Source organism: Brevibacterium yomogidense (assembly GCF_900163715.1).
Taxonomy (GTDB): Bacteria; Actinomycetota; Actinomycetes; order Actinomycetales; family Brevibacteriaceae; genus Brevibacterium; species Brevibacterium yomogidense_A.
Map to the genome: position 1 here is coordinate 530,761 of NZ_FWFF01000017.1, position 15,797 is coordinate 546,557.

A 15,797-nucleotide genomic window follows, 5' to 3' on the forward strand; every position below is an offset into this window, starting at 1 on the left:
TGCAGACTACCCGCGGGGGATATCGTGTGGATGAAACCGAGTGGCTCGAGGAGAGGGACATCCCCGTGGTATCTCAGTGCGTCGGACGACGAGCGCTCCAGACCGCGGCGATACTCGCCGTCGCTGTGATCGGGCTGATCGGCTGCGGACCGCCCAGCCCGGAGGACGCTGAGCGGATGCGTCAGGAATTCGTCAGTGAGCTGCCCGACGGACTCTTCTCAGAAGCCGAAGCCGGGGCGAACGGCTTCCACGGAGTCGTGGCCGAGGGCGCCGATGCGGTGTCGGTGTCCGAACACGCGTGGCGGTTCATCGACGACGAGCTGGGGACAGTCGACCTCGAGTCGCCGGAGGGTGCGTCACTCTCCGTCCTCCGCGAGGGCGCCGACTCCCAGGAGCATCTCGCCGCTGCGGTCGGGATCCTCCTGGACGATCGCATCGCACCGCTGGTGACGGACGCCGAACCGGCCACACGCGTGAGACTGGACATCGCACCGACGGGCGAGCTCAGCGCCGGTGTGACGTCCGAGGCGCAGGCCGAGCTCGTCGATGCCTTCGACGCGACGGTGTCCGCCACGGAGCAGGCGGGGCTCGACGCGACGACCGTCACGGGAAGCACGAATGCGCAGGAGATGCCCGAGGTCCACGCCACGGTCGAGGGACCCGGCTATGGAACCGCAGGGGGGGCTCGTGGGCTCTGTCCTGGCCGCCGTGGACAGCCGTGAGTTCGAGGAGGCCGCTTTCGTCGGGGTCGTGTGCAGCGGGCGGAACGCCGAGGTTGCGGCCTATGCGGGTGCAGAGTGCACCGTCGGCATCGATCTCACGCACGCGGGTGGGGATCCGCACGAGCTCGAGGCCGCGGCCGGGGCGATGCACGCAGAGCTCTCCGAGCACTACCCGACGCTGGTCACCGTGAATGACCAGAGCACAGGGGAGACTGAGGGCCAGCTGACCCCTGCTGGCTGACCCCTGCTGGCTGACCGCTGCCGAGCGACCCCTGCCGATTGAGTTCGACGGCGCAGGCGAGAGGGGTCGCTTAACGGTCGTTAGAACTCTCACGCTATGCTCAGTCACGAACATCTGCATCCCATTTCCGGTGTGGAGTCGGCAACCGCCCTCGGCGGCCGTCCGTGCTCCCGCCGCTGGACCAGGAAGGCGCGCGTGAACACGTCCTCCAAGAACAAGAAGAAGGGCGGCTTCGACGTCCAGCCCTTCATCAAGCCCGCCCTCATCGCCGGCGGCGCGATCGTCGTGCTCGCAATCATCGTGCTCATCGCGATCTGGTTGCGCACGATCCCGTCGGTCGAGGCCTTCATCGAGAAGTACCCGGGGCAGGACCCGGTGAATGAGGTCGAGTCGGGTCTGCCCGCATGGCTCGGCTGGCAGCACTTCCTCAACGCGTTCTTCATGCTCCTCATCATCCGCACCGGCATCCTCGTGCGGATCACGGAGCGGCCCAAGGGCCACTGGACCCGGAACAACAAGGGCCTCATCAAGACGAAGAAGGCTCCTGCGAAGATCACGATGAACCTCTGGACGCACTACATGGTCGACGCACTGTGGGTCCTCAACGGCATCGTGTTCTTCGTGCTGCTCTTCGCGACGGACCAGTGGAAGCGCGTGGTCCCGCTCAGCTGGGACATCTTCCCGCATGCGATCTCCTCGGCGCTGCAGTACGCGTCCCTGGACTGGCCGGCGGAGATGGGCTGGACGAACTACAACGCCCTCCAGCTGCTCGCCTACTTCACGGTCATCTTCATCGCTGCGCCGATCTCGCTCATCACCGGCCTGCGGATGTCGAACGCCTGGCCGGAGGACTCGGGGATCAACAAGATCTTCCCGGCTCCGGTGGCACGCGCACTCCACTTCCCGACGATGGTGTTCTTCCTCGTCTTCATCGTGATCCACGTCTTCCTCGTGTTCGTCGGTGCGGTCGTGGGCGGCCACGGGATCTTCGGCAACCTCCAGCACATGTATGCGGCGTCCCCCGACGCACCGTGGTTCGCGTTCATCATGTTCGCGCTCTCGATCGTCGTCATGGTCGCAGCCTGGTTCCTGGCGCGGCCGATCTTCCTCACCCCCATCGCCAACATGTTCGGCAAGGTGAGCCGCTGACGGGAGCGGTCTCCTCAGCCCCGTCCGCAGGACGCGCGAACGCCCGGCACCCATGAATGATGGGGCCGGGCGTTCGCGCGTCCTGCGATGCCGCCTCGGGCAGTCTGGGGCCGTCTCAGGCCGTCTCAGGCCGTCTCAGGCGTCGAATCGGACGGAGGGCTTGGGCCGCTCATCGACGGTCAGGGAGAACACGTCGGGTCGTGCGTAGTGACCGGTCGGGTCGAAGTCGAAGGTGAAGCGGGAGCGCTCGGCCACGTCGATGTCGGCGGTGAGGATCGCCTCGCGGTCGTACACGGGCCCGGCCAGCACATCGCCGGACGGCCCGATGATGACGCTGCCGCCGCGGATCAGGTAGCCCGCGTCGTCCCCCTCCAGCACGGAGTCGTAGTCGTCGGCGAATGCATCCCGTCGGATCGCCTGGCACGACCCGAGGACGAAGCACCGTCCCTCGAGTGCGATGTGCTGCATCGTCGACTGCCAGGAGTCGCGGTCGTCGACGGTGGGTGCGCAGTAGATCTCGACTCCCTTCGCATACATCGCCTGCCGCATCAGCGGCATGTAGTTCTCCCAGCAGATGACCGATCCCACGCGTCCGAAGCCCGTGTCGTCGACGGGCAGCGTCGAGCCGTCCCCGAAGCCCCACACCAGCCGCTCGGCTCCGGTCGGCATGAGTTTGCGATGGTGTCCGACGACCCCGGCCTCGGGACTGATGTGGACGGAGGTGCAGTAGAGGGTCCCGCCGTCCTTCTCGATGATGCCCACGACCACGAACACATCGTGTCTCGCTGCGGCCTCCGCGACCGTGGCGATCTCCTCCCCGTCGAGCGAGACGGCCGCGGCGGCGTACCGCGCGTACTCATCGCGCCCCTGCTCGGTGCGCTTCCCCAGGGGCGCGCCGAAGGTGAGGCCCTTCGGATACGTGCCGATCATCGCCTCGGGCAGCACCGCGAGACGTGCGCCCCGTCCGGCCGCATCGGCGATGAGGTCCGCGACCTTCCGTGCGGTCGCAGGGGAGTCGAAGGGGATGGGTCCGGACTGGATGACGGCGACGGTCGTCGTGCTCATGCTGTGCTCCTCGGGATGGTGGGCTTCCATCCAGAACGTTAGTGCACTCACTGTTGCGGCGGAAGGTCCAGGCCCCGTGCGTTCGCCTCGGCACGGGGGCTCTGCGATTCCTCGGTCCGGTCACCGGCCCGGTGATAGAGTTCCAGCGTCCGTCCCGTCGTCGATCCGTCCTTCGAGGAGTGCCTGTGCCCCTGCGCATGTCCAGTCTGTTTGTGCGTTCTCTCAAGGAGGACCCGGCAGACGCCGAGGTCGCGAGCCACAAGCTCCTCCACCGCGCCGGCTACATCCGCCGCTCCGCCCCGGGCATCTACACGTGGCTGCCGCTGGGCCTCGCAGTGCTGCGGCGCATCGAGACGGTCGTGCGGCAGGAGATCGAGCGGGCGGGATCGCAGGAGGTGCACTTCCCCGCGCTGCTTCCGGCGGAGCCGTACAAGGCATCGGGCCGCTGGGAGGCGTTCGGCGACCTCCTCTTCGAGCTCAAGGACCGCAGGGAGGGCGACTACCTGCTCGCGCCCACCCATGAAGAGGTCTTCACGCTTCTCGTCAAGGACCTCTACGGCTCCTACAAGGACCTGCCGCTCAGCCTCTACCAGATCCAGACGAAGTACCGCGATGAGGCCCGCCCGCGTGCGGGTCTGCTGCGCGGTCGCGAATTCATCATGAAGGACGCGTACTCCTTCGACCTCGATGACGAGGGCCTCGACGCGTCCTACCATGCGATGCGGGAGGCGTACGTCCGCATCTACGACCGGCTGCGCCTGCCGTATGTGATCGTCGAGGCGACTCCGGGTGCTATGGGCGGCGCCGGCACAGAGGAGTTCCTCTACCCGTCCGCCGTCGGCGAGGACACCTACGTGCGCACCGCGGGCGGCTACGCGGCGAACGTCGAAGCCGTCACGACGGTGGCTCCGGAGCCCGTCGCCTGGACGGACACCCCGCAGGCGCACATCGAGCCGACCCCGGACACTCCGACGATCGCAACGCTCGTCGACGCGGCCAACGCGCAGCAGCCGCGCGAGGATCGGCCCTGGACCGCTGCAGACACGCTGAAGAACGTCGTCGTCGCGGTCACCCATGCGAACGGTGAGCGCGAGGTGATGGTCATCGGTCTGCCAGGCGACCGCGACGTCGACCTGGACCGCGCCGAGGGCACGGGACGACTGGGCGACGGCGAGATCGCCGTGGAGCCCGCGACCGAGGCCGACCTCGCGGGCCTGCCTCAGCTGGTCAAGGGCTACATCGGACCCGGAATCTCGCTGGAGGAGCCCTTCCTGGGACTCGAGGGCGCGTCAGGTCTCCGCTATCTCGTCGATCCGCGGATCGCGGACGGTACCCGGTGGGTCACCGGTGCGAACCAGCACGGGCACCATGTCTTCGACCTCGTCTTCGGACGCGACTTCGTGGCGGACGGCACGATCGAGGCCTCTGAGATCCGTCCCGGCGACGAGGCACCGGACGGCTCCGGTCCGCTGGAGCTCGCCCGCGGTGTGGAGATCGGCCAGGTCTTCAAGCTGGGCCGCAAGTACGCCGAGGCGCTGGGGCTGACGGTCCTCGACGAGAACGGCAAGTCCCGCGTCGTGACGATGGGCTCCTACGGTGTGGGCGTGTCCCGCGTCATGGCGTGCATCGCGGAGGAGTACCACGACGACCGCGGTCTCATCTGGCCGCAGCACCTCGCGCCCGCGGATGTCCACATCGTCGCCACCGGCAAGGACGCCTCGATCTTCGAGACCGCAGAAGCACTGACCGCTGAGCTCGAGACCCGCGGCCTCCGCGTGCTGCTCGACGACAGGCCCAAGACGAGCCCGGGTGTGAAGTTCGGCGATGCGGAGCTCCTGGGGATCCCCACGGTCCTCGTGGTGGGCCGTGGTCTCAAGGACGGGAACGTCGAGCTGCGGAATCGTGCAGACGGCACGTCCGCTGACGTCGCAGTCGCAGACGCGGTCGCGGCGGTCGTGGACCAGGTCGACGCCGGCTACGCGCTCGTCGGCGATTCCCGCACCACCTACCTCGTGTGACCGCTGCGGCAGGCTCGGCCATCGAGGTGACGCTGGGGCTCATCCTGCTCCTGTTCGCCGTCGGACTGCTCGCCGGGTGGATCGATGCGGTGGTGGGAGGCGGAGGCCTCGTCCAGCTCCCCGCGCTGCTGCTGGTGCCCGGGATCACCGCCGTCCAGGCACTCGCGACCAACAAGGTGGGGTCGATCGCCGGGACGACGGTCTCGTCCCTGACGTACCTGCGACGCGTCACCCCGGATCGGTCCGCGACGTTCCCCGCCGCGGGCCTCGCGCTCGTCGGATCGGTGCTGGGCGCGATGCTCGCCGCGCTCATGCCCGAGGCGGTGCTGCGCCCGGCGATCCTCGCCGTGCTCGTGGCAGTCGCGGTCTTCACACTCATGAAGCCCAGCCTGGGGGCTGAGGCGCGTCTGCGGTTCCCGCCGGACTCCGCGGCCCACCACACCTCGGCATGGGCGCTGGGCTTCTTCGTCGGTGTCTACGACGGCGCGCTCGGGCCGGGGACGGGGTCATTCCTCGTGATCGGCTTCGTCGCACTGATCGGCTTCAGCTTCCTGCAGGCGTCCGCCTCGAGCAAGGTCATCAACTGGGCCACGAACCTCGGTGCGCTGCTGTTCTTCATCCCCGCAGGCCACGTCGTGTGGTCCCTGGGCCTGGCGATGGCGCTGGGCAACCTGACGGGCGGCTACATCGGAGCGCGGACGGCGATCCGCCTGGGCAGCGGGTTCGTCCGCGTCGTCTTCATCGTGGTCGTGGGTGCGATGGTGCTGAGCATGGGATGGTCCATGCTCTCCGGGGCACTCGGGCGCTGAGGCTCAGCCCAGCGGCTTGAGCCGGTGGGCACTCACGCCGTGCACGCTGACGTGCGAGAGCGCTCGGGCGACCCACAGCGAACGGGCCGCATCGCCCCAGGCCTTCTGCGTGCCGCCCAGTGCGGAGCGCAGGTACCAGAACATGTTCTCCACCTCGCGTGCGACGGCGGCGCCGACGCCCAGCGCGGGGTCGACGGCTGCACATCTGCACAGCTCCGCGGCGAACTCGCGCAGCCACGCGGCCTGCCCCTCCGGGTCCACCGCGGGGATCTCCGCCATCCGGTTCCAGAGGAGGGGCGCGATCATGTATTCGGCGGGCCCGGTGAGCGGCTGCGGGTCGATGGCCTTCCACGTCGCGATCCCCGAGGCGTCGGGGTGCCCGGCGAGGATGTTGTAGTAATGGAGGTCCGCGTGGAGCAGCCACGACTCCTCCGAGCGTGCGAGCCGTTCGATCCACATCCGCGCAGCGTTCACGACGGACCAGTCCGCCAAGGTGAAGTCGGGGAAATCCCTTAGCAGGGCGGAGTCGGTCTCGAAGCGATCGAGCCACCCTGCGGCGATGTCCTGGACGCGGACCAGACCCGGCACCCCGGGCACCCGCAGCGCCTGGGCGAGCTGCCCCCACGTCGCCGGCACCTGGTCCAGGGGGAGTGCTGAGAGGTTCGTCTCCGTCCGCAGCCGCTCCTGGAGCGTCGCCCGGAAGCTCGAGTCATCCGCCAGCACCTGCACGGCCCCGCGACCGTTCCACGCGCGGAGCGCGTCGAGGATCTGCGCGTGGACGCGCGGGTTGTCCACGTTCGGCGCCGCGAAGCGGATGATCGCGGGGCGACGCTCCTGGGTCAGGACGGGGAGGACCAGCGATTCGCAGCCAGCCCACGGACTCGTGGGCTGCGGGTCGAGGGTGAGGCCCCAGCGATCGACGAGCTCGATGACCATGAAGTCGAGCGCCCGGGTCCACGCGTGGGTGTGATGCTCCCCGTTGATCTCCCGCGCCGTCTCATACAGCACGTTCGGAACTCTCATCCGTCCTCCTCGGGAGTCCGCTGGGTGACCTCGAAGCGCAGGTCCTGGAAGCCGTCGGCGCGGCGGCGCGCGCGTGCGCTGTCGTCCAACCACGACAGGAAGACCGCGGGCGGAACGGTGCTGCGTGCGCTCCACAGCCGCCCGACCAGGGAGTCCTCCGCGTCGCGTATCGCCGCGAGCGCGGTCTGAGCGTCCTCGGGCGGTTCGGCCACGTCCCAGGCGGGGGAGCTGGAGGGGACGGACACGTTCTCCGCGAGCGACGGTGCGATCGCCGTGATCCCGCTGAGCCCCGCGATCCTGGAGTGCGACTCCTGCCGCGCGGGCGCGTCGGCGGGCAGGTGCACCGACGCCCGCTCGTACACGTACTCCGCTATGTGCGCCGCGGTGATGAGGGCGACGAGCGGGTGCACTCCCGCGCCGTCGGCGGCGGACGAGGATCCGCTCGGGTCGACGGGTGCGCCGGTCGCGTCGCCATCGGTGCGCCCACCGTCGAGCGCGGTACGCACCGCACCGGCGAGGTCGTCGCGGATCGATCCCGCGGCCTCGGGGTCCAGATCGCTGAGGTGCAGCAGGGCACCTGCGGCCACATCCGCGAGGACCACGGCGGTGAGGTCCGTGCCGCGGCCCAGTCCGGGCGAGGCGTCGACGAAGCGCCGGGCCGCATCGGCGAGCCCGTCCGCCGCGGTGAGCGGGGAGGGTTCCGGATTGGGCGGCGGCACCGGTTCGGCGAGGCCCTCGGGCGGGTTCCACGGAGGTCCGACCGCGGCGGCGAACGCAGTGATCGCGTCTGCCGCCTCGTCGTCCGCCTCCGTGGCCGCGAGCGTGCGCGCCACAGCGTCGCGCAGCACGTCCACGGGGGAGAGGTCGGGCATCCGCGGATCCCGATCGAGGCGTATCCCGCAGCCGGTGGCGCCCGCTGTGACGAGGCCGAGGGCCGCGACGAGCACCGTTCGACGAACGGGTCCTCGAACACTCCCTCGCCTGCGCATGGGGACAATCGTAGCCGCAGGTCGCTAGGCTTCCGTGGAGGCGTCCGACGGGTCGCCCGAACGCACGCGAAAGGGATACATGGCACTCCACACAGACAGCATCCGCGACGAGCTCGCGGGTCCACTCGCCGAGGCGGGGCTGGTCGTCGAGGAGGTCCGCGCCCACGCCGCCGGTCGGCATCGGACGCTCACCGTCGTCATCGACCTCGATGCGGATCACTCGGATCCCGTGCCGTTCGACACGGTCACGGAGGCGACCCGCACGGTCTCCGAGGTCCTCGACGGGATCGAGGTCTGGGGAGAGCACCCCTACACGCTCGAGGTCACTTCCCCGGGCGCCGAGCGTCCGCTGACCGAGCCCCGTCACTTCCGGCGCGCCCGTGGACGGCGCGTGCACGCGGAACTCCGGGCGGAGGAAGGGGCCCCGAACAGCGGCGAGACCGTCGAGGGCGTCCTCGCGGACGCGGACGCAGCCGGGATCGTGCTGGACGGCGTCCGGGACGGCGATCGGATCCCCTTCGCGGAGGTCGCGGCGGCCCGAGTCGTCGTCTCCCTGCGCTGACCGGGGCGGACGTTCGCCTATAGTGGTGAGCCCGGGACGGGCCCTGCAGTGCGGGGCGGACATCCCGGGACACGCCGCGCCGCGCAGCACCACTGAGCGCACCACTGAGAAGGACGGGAAGAGATGGACATCGACCTCAGCGCCCTGAGGATGATCGAAACGGACAAGGAGATCCCGTTCGATACCCTCGTCGAGCTCATCGAACAGGCGCTGCTGCTGGCCTATCAGCGCACGCCGGGAGCATGGCAGGACGCCCGTGCCCAGATCGACACGAAGACGGGCACGGCAACCATCTGGGCGGTGGAGTTCGACAACGACGACATCCCGATCGGTGAGTTCGACGACACTCCGGAGGACTTCGGCCGCATCGCGGCGATGACCGCCCGCAACGTCATCCACCAGCGTCTGCGCGATGTCGCGGATGATTCCGTGCTGGGGTCATTCAAGGATCGCGAGGGGGAGCTGGTCTCCGGTCGCATCCAGCAGGGACGGGATCCGCAGATGGTGCAGGTGGATCTGGGCGACGTCGAAGGCGTCCTCCCGCCGCACGAGCAGGTGCCGGGCGAGAGCTACGACCACGGCGAACGCATCCGCGTGCTGATCGTCGACGTGCGGAAGGGGACGAGGGGCCCCGCGATCACCGTGTCGCGCAGCCACCCCGACCTGGTGCGCCGACTCTTCGCGCACGAGGCGCCGGAGATCGCGGACGGGACCGTGGAGATCACGGCGCTGGCGCGGGAGGCCGGGCACCGCACGAAGATGGCGGTCCATGCCACGGCGGCGGGCGTCAACGCCAAGGGCGCGTGCATCGGCGAACTCGGATCGCGCGTCCGCTCCGTCATGGCTGAGCTCGGCCAGGAGAAGATCGACATCGTCGACTGGTCCACGGACCCCGCCGCCTTCATCGCACAGGCACTCTCGCCCGCGAAGGTGAAGAGCGTCGAGGTGCTGGACGCCGCGCAGCGATCCGCACGGGCCACGGTCCCCGCGGACCAGCTGTCGCTCGCGATCGGCAAGGAGGGCCAGAACGCCCGACTGGCCGCGCGCCTCACCAACTGGAAGATCGACATCGTCGCAGGCTGACGGCGCTCACCGCACGCCCGCCCGTCGCGCACGACACACGTGCGCGAGCAGGGGCCCAGGCCTCGGTGCTGTAGACTGCTCTGGTGTCGATGGCAGTGCAGTCCCACCGGGTACCGACCCGGATGTGCATCGCCTGCCGCCGTCGCGCCCCCCAGACGCAGCTCCTGCGGATGGTCGTGCGCGGGACGGACGAACCCCGAATCGTCGTCGACGCGGATCGCGTGCTCCCCGGACGGGGCGCATGGATCCATGATTCGGCCGCGTGCTGGAAGAAGGCACGCGCGAAGAGAGCCTTCGCCACGGCGCTCAGGTCACCCGGTGCACCCGGTCCGGACCTGCCGTGCGACGAGGGATGGGACCACAGGAAGCAGGTATCTCGGATGGATTCCGTGTAGATGAGTGTCGCCCGATGATGACTCGAAACAACGGTCGTGAGCAGTGAGATGAGGACTGCACGACCCTGATGCGGTCCTTCCTGCCCGGGAGGACCCGGACAGGAGAAAAGTGGCCAAGCCCCGTGTCCATGAGCTTGCGAAGCAGCTCGGCACAACAAGCAAGGAAGTGCTCAGCACACTTCAGGAGATGGGCGAATACGTCCGCTCCGCATCATCCACGGTCGAAGCCCCGATCGTCCGTCGCCTGACAGAGGCGTACGAGGCGCAGGGCAGGACCGCCGATTCCGCGAAGTCGGAGACGAAGGCATCGGCGCCCAAGCCGGGTGCCGCTCCGAAGCCCGGAGCCGCGAAGCCGGCACCGGCTGCGAAGCCCGGCCCCAAGGCACCCGCGCCGAAGCCCGGTTCCGCTCCGAAGCCCGGCGCGACCAAGCCCGCGCCGGCGGCCAAGAACGCGCCCGCTGCGAAACCCGCACCGGCTGCAGAGCCGGCTGCCCCCGCGCAGAGCGAGGCACCTGCGGAGAAGACGGATCCCGTCGCCGCACCGGCCGCGAAGCCGGGTCCCGCTGCGAAGCCGGGTCCCAAGCCCGCTCCCGAGGCGCCGGCGGCTGAGCAGGACTCCGCATCGCCGAAGCCCGGCGGCGGCCGTCCCGGCAACAATCCGTTCGCTCCGTCCCAGGGCATGCCCAAGCCGGGCGCGAAGCCAGGCCCCAAGCCGGGGCCCCGTGCTCCGCGCGGTGCCGGCGGCGGCCGTCCTGGCAACAATCCGTTCGCTCCGTCCCAGGGCATGCCCAAGCCGGGTGCGAAGCCGGGCCCCAAGCCCGGTGCCGGCGCTGCGGGACCTCGTCCCGGCGCAGCGCCGAAGCCCGGCGGCGGCGGACCCCGCCCCGGAGTTCCGCGCCCCAACCCGGGGATGCTCAAGAACTCGGCACTCGCCAAGCCCGGCACCGGCGGTCGGGGCCGACCCGGCGGCGGTCCCGGCGGCGCGCCGGGCGGTGCCCCCGGAGCACCGGCGAACAGGGGGCGTCCCGGTGGCGGCCCTCCCGGTCGCGGCTCCGGTCGCGGTCGCGGCAACACGCAGGGCGCATTCGGCCGCGGCGGTGGACGTCCGGCACGCGGACGCAAGTCGAAGCGGGCGAAGCGCGCAGAGCTCGAGCAGATGCAGGCTCCGTCGGTCGGCGGCGTCTCGGTCCCTCGCGGAGACGGCAGCACGCCGCTGCGCCTGCGCCGCGGTTCGTCGCTCGCGGACTTCGCGGACAAGATCAACACCGATCCGACGAACCTCGTCACGATCCTCTTCCACCTGGGCGAGATGGCGACGATCACCGCGTCGCTCGATGAGGCCACCTTCGGTGTCCTCGCGGACGAGCTCGGCTACAAGATCGAGATGGTGTCCCCGGAGGACGAGGACCGCGAGCTCCTCGAGACCTTCGACATCGATCTGACGGAGGAGGGCGACGAAGAGGACATGCGCCCCCGCCCGCCGGTCGTCACCGTCATGGGCCACGTCGACCACGGCAAGACCAAGACGCTCGACGCGGTGCGGTCCGCCAACGTGGCCGGCGGCGAGGCCGGCGGCATCACACAGCACATCGGTGCGTACCAGGTGAACGTCGAGCACGAGGGCGCGGAGCGTGCGATCACGTTCCTGGACACCCCGGGCCACGAAGCGTTCACGGCGATGCGAGCCCGCGGTGCGAAGGCGACGGACGTCGCGATCCTCGTGGTCGCAGCGGACGACGGCGTCATGCCGCAGACGATCGAGGCGCTGAACCACGCGCAGGCGGCCGATGTGCCGATCGTGGTGGCGGTGAACAAGGTCGACAAGGAGGGCGCCAACCCGCAGAAGGTCATGCAGCAGCTGACCGAGTACAACCTCGTGGCGGAGGAGTACGGCGGCGAGACGATGTTCGTCCCGATCTCCGCACTCAAGCGCGAGGGCATCGACAAGCTGCTCGAATCCGTGCTCCTCACGACGGATGCGGCACTCGTGCTCGAGGCGAACCCGAACCGTCGTGCACAGGGCATCGCGATCGAGGCCAAGCTCGACAAGGGCCGCGGCGCCGTCGCGACCGTGCTCGTCGACTCCGGCACTCTGCGTCAGGGCGATGCCATCGTCTGCGGCACCGCGCACGGACGCGTCCGTGCGATGTTCGACGAGAACGGCAACCTGGTCGAGGAGGCGGGTCCGTCCCGCCCCGTGCAGGTGCTCGGCCTGTCGTCCGTGCCGCGCGCCGGCGATACGTTCCTCGCGACTGGCGATGACCGGACTGCTCGACAGATCGCGGAGAAGCGCGATGCGATCGAGCGGAACGCTCAGCAGGCACGCAGCCGGAAGCGGATCAGCCTCGAATCGTTCACGCAGGCGCTCGAAGAGGGCAAGGTCGACATGCTCAACCTCATCCTCAAGGGCGATGTGTCCGGTGCGGTCGAAGCACTCGAGGACTCGCTCCTCAAGATCGACGTGGGCGACGATGTCGACATCCGGATCATCCACCGCGGTGTCGGTGCGATCACGGAGAACGACATCAACCTCGCGACGGTCGACAACGCGATCGTCGTCGGCTTCAACGTCCGCCCGGAGGCGAAGGCGCGCGACCTGGCAGAGGCCGAGGGCGTCGACGTCCGGTACTACTCGGTGATCTACGACGCGATCGACGACATCGAGGGCTCGCTCAAGGGCATGCTCAAGCCGGAGTTCGAGGAGGCCCACACGGGCTCCGCGGAGATCCGCGAGGTCTTCCGCTCGTCCAAGTGGGGCAATATCGCCGGTTCCATCGTCAGGGACGGGACCATCAAGCGGAACGCCAAGGCGCGTCTCACGCGCGATGGCGTGGTCGTGGGCGACAACCTCACGATCGAATCGCTGCGACGGTTCAAGGACGATGCCACCGAGGTCCGCGAGGGCTTCGAATGCGGTATCGGCCTGGGCAGCTTCAACAACGTCCGCGAGGGCGACCTCATCGAGACATTCGAGATGCGCGAGAAGCCGCGCGACTGACTCGCATGACCGTCCGGGGGCGGCTGCGGTGGCGCAGACCGCGTCATCGCAGCCGCCCACGGGCGTCCTCGCACACATCCATCCATGACAGGGAGCCCCCATGGCAGATTCGACACGAGCACGGAAGGTCGCCGACCGGATCAAGGTGATCGTCGCCAGTACGCTCGAGAAGCGGGTCAAGGACCCGCGGCTCGGCTTCGTGACGGTGACCGACGTCCGACTGACGGGTGATCTCCAGAACGCCACCGTCTTCTACACGGTGTTCGGGACGGACACGGACCTCGAGGCGACCCGCGCCGCACTCGAATCGGCCCGCGGGCTCATCCGCTCTGAGGTCGGCAAGGGCCTGACGATCCGTCTGACTCCGACGATCGAGTTCGTGGCTGACGCGGTCCCCGCCGCTGCGGCAGAGCTCGATGAGCTCCTGGCACGGGCGAAGGCCCGTGACGCGGAGATCGCGGAACTGGCGCGTGATGCTGACCCCGTGGGGGACCCCGACCCGTATCGTCGCGGTCCGGACGAGGAGGCATCGGACGCGGAGTCCGGTGCCGACTCCGGTGCGCAGGATCGGTCTCATGACTGACTCGAACTGATGGTTCGACCGTGACTGTCACGGTCACGTTACAGAAGATCACACCCGTGGAGGGCGGCCGCAGAGGCCGCCCTCCACGCGTGTGACCAGGCGTATCACGGGAAGACTTGTGCTCGCCCGTGAGATGAGTACACTTGCTCGAGGTAACGGAACGATCACGAATCTGTGAAGGAACATCCGATTGGGTAAGCACTCGACACCTCAGCAGTCCTGGGTCACGACCGCACGCGATTTTGCGGGCGCGGTGGCAACGCTGCACCGCAAGCCCCAGGGCAGGCACGGCGGCCCCGCACAGGACCGGGAGATGACCGCAACGGGTGTCCTCCACACGGTTCGCCAGCGTCCCATGGTCGCCGCGATCGCCCTTCCCGCCGCCGCGACCGTCGGCATCGTCGCCTCGACCTTCGCCATGGGTCAGGCGGAGTCCGGCGGGACCGTCACTGCTGAGGACACCGCGCAGGTGAGCGACGTCGACACGCAGTCGGCCGACGCGGAGGCCTCGGCTCCCTCTGAGGAGGAGCAGCAGGAGGAGCTCGATCGCGAGCGCGAGGACTACGCCGAGTCCCTCAAGGACGACGACCGGTACGGCGGTGGCGGCGATTCGAGCATGACCGCCGTCCCGACACCCACGCCGACCCCGAGCTCGCCGTCGGCTGACCGCAGCGTGAGCTCGGCGGCCGGCAGTGCCGGTGCAGACGCAGAATCGGGTTCTGGGTCCGAATCCTCCGAGTCTGATTCCTCCGGGTCCGGAGGCTCCGGGGGCGGAGTGTCCGAGGCGCCCTGCTCCGTATCGTCGGAGATCGAATCCGGTCTCACTCCTGGCGGCACCGCGGCGTACCGCGCGGTGTGCGCCGAATTCCCCGAGGTCTCTTCGTACGGCGGGCGCCGTGCCGATCCGGGCTCGGATCACAACAGCGGCAACGCCGTCGACATCATGATCTCCGGTTCGACGGGCGACTCCATCAAGGACTACCTGATCCAGAACAAGGACAAGCTCAACGTCAAGTACGTGATCTGGGAGCAGAAGATCTACGCCTCCTACACGGGCTGGTCCGGTCGTGCGATGGAGGACCGCGGTTCGGTCACCGCCAACCACTACGACCACGTCCACGTCTCGGTGAACTGATCCGGCCTGCCGTGGCCGCTGCGCCGAACGGGTTCCTGCTGCTCGACAAGCCCGCCGGATGGTCGAGCCACCGTGTCGTCTCCCGCGTCAGGAAGTGGCTGGGGACGCGCAAGGTCGGGCATGCGGGCACGCTCGACCCGATGGCCACGGGCGTCCTGGTCGTCGGGGTCGGGCCCTCCACCCGGCTTCTCACATTCGCCGTGGGCCTCGGCAAGACCTACACCGCCACCATCCGGCTGGGCGCGTCGACGCCCACCGACGACGCCGATTCCGCCCCGGACCGCTTCGCCCAGGCCGACCGCCTGGCAGCACTGGATCTGGAGCGGATCGAGGGCGCCCTCGGGTCCCTGCGCGGAGACATCCTGCAGCGGCCCAGCGCCGTGTCGGCCATCAAGGTGGACGGCCGCAGGGCCTACGCCCGTGTGCGGGCCGGCGAAGACGTCGAGCTCGACGCCCGCCCCGTGACGGTCTCCCGTTTCGACGTCGTCTCCGCTCTCCGCAGCTCGACTGCCGTCGCCGAGGACGGGGCTGAGCACGGTGTCGTGGACGTCGACGTCGTCGTCGACTGCTCATCCGGGACCTATGTCCGCGCGCTGGCGCGGGACCTCGGCAATGCGCTCGGCGCCTTCGGCCACCTCACCGCACTCCGTCGCACGCGCGTCGGCGACTTCCCGATCGACGAGGCGCTCACCGTCCCCGACTTCGACGCGCATGCTCCGGTTCCGGAGCTCATCACGCCGGCCGCCGCCGCGGCCGCACTGCTGCCGACCATCGAGGTGTCCGCCGAGCAGGCCGTGCAGCTGCGGCAGGGTCGGTTCCTCGCACAGTCCGCGCTCAGCGCTCCCGCGGCTCCGGAGCCGTACGCCGCGATCAGCGGTGCAGAGAGAGGGGAGCATTGCGAACTGGTGGCCGTGCTCGATCGGCGCGACGATTCGTTCAAGTCCAGAGTCGTCTTCCCTGCCTGAGTACGCCGCCCGCTGAGGCTGGAAGCAACTTAATGTAGTTGCATTTTACGATGCAACCGA

15 protein-coding genes are annotated in these 15,797 nt (G+C 69.2%); 12 read left to right on the top strand and 3 right to left on the bottom strand.

Going from position 1 to position 15,797, the window contains the following annotated elements; genetic code table 11:
- Window positions 1-26: 26 nt before the first annotated feature.
- From FM105_RS11340 to FM105_RS11350, 3 genes are all read left to right on the top strand, one after another.
- On the top strand, window positions 27-722 hold the full coding sequence (locus FM105_RS11340) for a hypothetical protein (protein ID WP_087008213.1): 696 nt from the start codon (window positions 27-29) through the stop codon (window positions 720-722).
- Complete coding sequence (locus FM105_RS11345; RefSeq protein WP_143275877.1) at window positions 709-963, top strand: hypothetical protein; 255 nt, start codon at window positions 709-711, stop codon at window positions 961-963. The genes FM105_RS11340 and FM105_RS11345 overlap by 14 nt, the downstream gene beginning before the upstream one ends.
- A gap of 195 nt (window positions 964-1,158) precedes the next feature.
- Window positions 1,159-2,112 (top strand): cytochrome b/b6 domain-containing protein, encoded by a 954-nt coding sequence (locus tag FM105_RS11350; protein WP_087008217.1) that lies wholly within the window; start codon window positions 1,159-1,161, stop codon window positions 2,110-2,112.
- A 135-nt stretch (window positions 2,113-2,247) separates the two neighbouring features.
- Here FM105_RS11350 and FM105_RS11355 read toward each other — a convergent pair whose 3' ends face one another.
- Entirely contained in the window at window positions 2,248-3,177 is a 930-nt protein-coding gene (locus FM105_RS11355; RefSeq protein ID WP_087008218.1) for a carbon-nitrogen hydrolase family protein, read from the bottom strand.
- A gap of 185 nt (window positions 3,178-3,362) precedes the next feature.
- On the opposite strand from FM105_RS11355, the gene FM105_RS11360 reads away from it, so the two are divergent.
- Both FM105_RS11360 and FM105_RS11365 read left to right on the top strand, forming a co-directional pair.
- Window positions 3,363-5,195 (top strand): proline--tRNA ligase, encoded by a 1,833-nt coding sequence (locus FM105_RS11360; protein WP_087008220.1) that lies wholly within the window; start codon window positions 3,363-3,365, stop codon window positions 5,193-5,195.
- A complete protein-coding gene (locus tag FM105_RS11365) occupies window positions 5,192-6,004 on the top strand; it encodes a TSUP family transporter (protein WP_087008221.1) in 813 nt (270 codons plus the stop codon). Before FM105_RS11360 ends, FM105_RS11365 begins: the two co-directional genes overlap by 4 nt.
- Before the next feature lie 3 nt (window positions 6,005-6,007).
- On the opposite strand, the gene FM105_RS11370 is transcribed toward FM105_RS11365, so the two are convergent.
- The gene (locus tag FM105_RS11370) at window positions 6,008-7,027 is read right to left on the bottom strand and encodes an aminoglycoside phosphotransferase family protein (protein WP_087008223.1); all 1,020 of its coding nucleotides are present in this window, start codon (window positions 7,025-7,027) and stop codon (window positions 6,008-6,010) included.
- Window positions 7,024-7,974 (bottom strand): hypothetical protein, encoded by a 951-nt coding sequence (locus FM105_RS11375; RefSeq protein ID WP_087008225.1) that lies wholly within the window; start codon window positions 7,972-7,974, stop codon window positions 7,024-7,026. Before FM105_RS11375 ends, FM105_RS11370 begins: the two co-directional genes overlap by 4 nt.
- A gap of 121 nt (window positions 7,975-8,095) precedes the next feature.
- On the opposite strand from FM105_RS11375, the gene rimP reads away from it, so the two are divergent.
- The 7 genes from rimP to truB all read left to right on the top strand — a co-directional run bounded on the left by rimP (window position 8,096) and on the right by truB (window position 15,737).
- Complete coding sequence (rimP, locus tag FM105_RS11380) at window positions 8,096-8,578, top strand: ribosome maturation factor RimP (protein WP_087008227.1); 483 nt, start codon at window positions 8,096-8,098, stop codon at window positions 8,576-8,578.
- Between the two features lie 123 nt (window positions 8,579-8,701).
- Window positions 8,702-9,661: a transcription termination factor NusA gene (nusA, locus tag FM105_RS11385; RefSeq protein ID WP_087008229.1), complete on the top strand. Its 960-nt coding sequence runs from the start codon at window positions 8,702-8,704 to the stop codon at window positions 9,659-9,661.
- 122 nt (window positions 9,662-9,783) lie between these two features.
- Window positions 9,784-10,056: a YlxR family protein gene (locus FM105_RS15055; protein ID WP_373404782.1), complete on the top strand. Its 273-nt coding sequence runs from the start codon at window positions 9,784-9,786 to the stop codon at window positions 10,054-10,056.
- Window positions 10,057-10,165: 109 nt separating this feature from the next.
- Window positions 10,166-13,054 carry a translation initiation factor IF-2 gene (gene infB / locus FM105_RS11395; protein WP_087008230.1) on the top strand — a complete coding sequence of 963 codons (2,889 nt, stop codon included), beginning with the start codon at window positions 10,166-10,168 and terminating at the stop codon, window positions 13,052-13,054.
- Window positions 13,055-13,154: 100 nt separating this feature from the next.
- Window positions 13,155-13,637: a 30S ribosome-binding factor RbfA gene (gene rbfA / locus FM105_RS11400; RefSeq protein WP_087008232.1), complete on the top strand. Its 483-nt coding sequence runs from the start codon at window positions 13,155-13,157 to the stop codon at window positions 13,635-13,637.
- A gap of 313 nt (window positions 13,638-13,950) precedes the next feature.
- A complete protein-coding gene (locus FM105_RS14935) occupies window positions 13,951-14,772 on the top strand; it encodes a hypothetical protein (RefSeq protein WP_087008234.1) in 822 nt (273 codons plus the stop codon).
- Between the two features lie 11 nt (window positions 14,773-14,783).
- Window positions 14,784-15,737, top strand: coding sequence for a tRNA pseudouridine(55) synthase TruB (gene truB, locus FM105_RS11410; protein WP_087008236.1), 954 nt, complete (start codon window positions 14,784-14,786; stop codon window positions 15,735-15,737).
- Window positions 15,738-15,797: the final 60 nt, after the last annotated feature.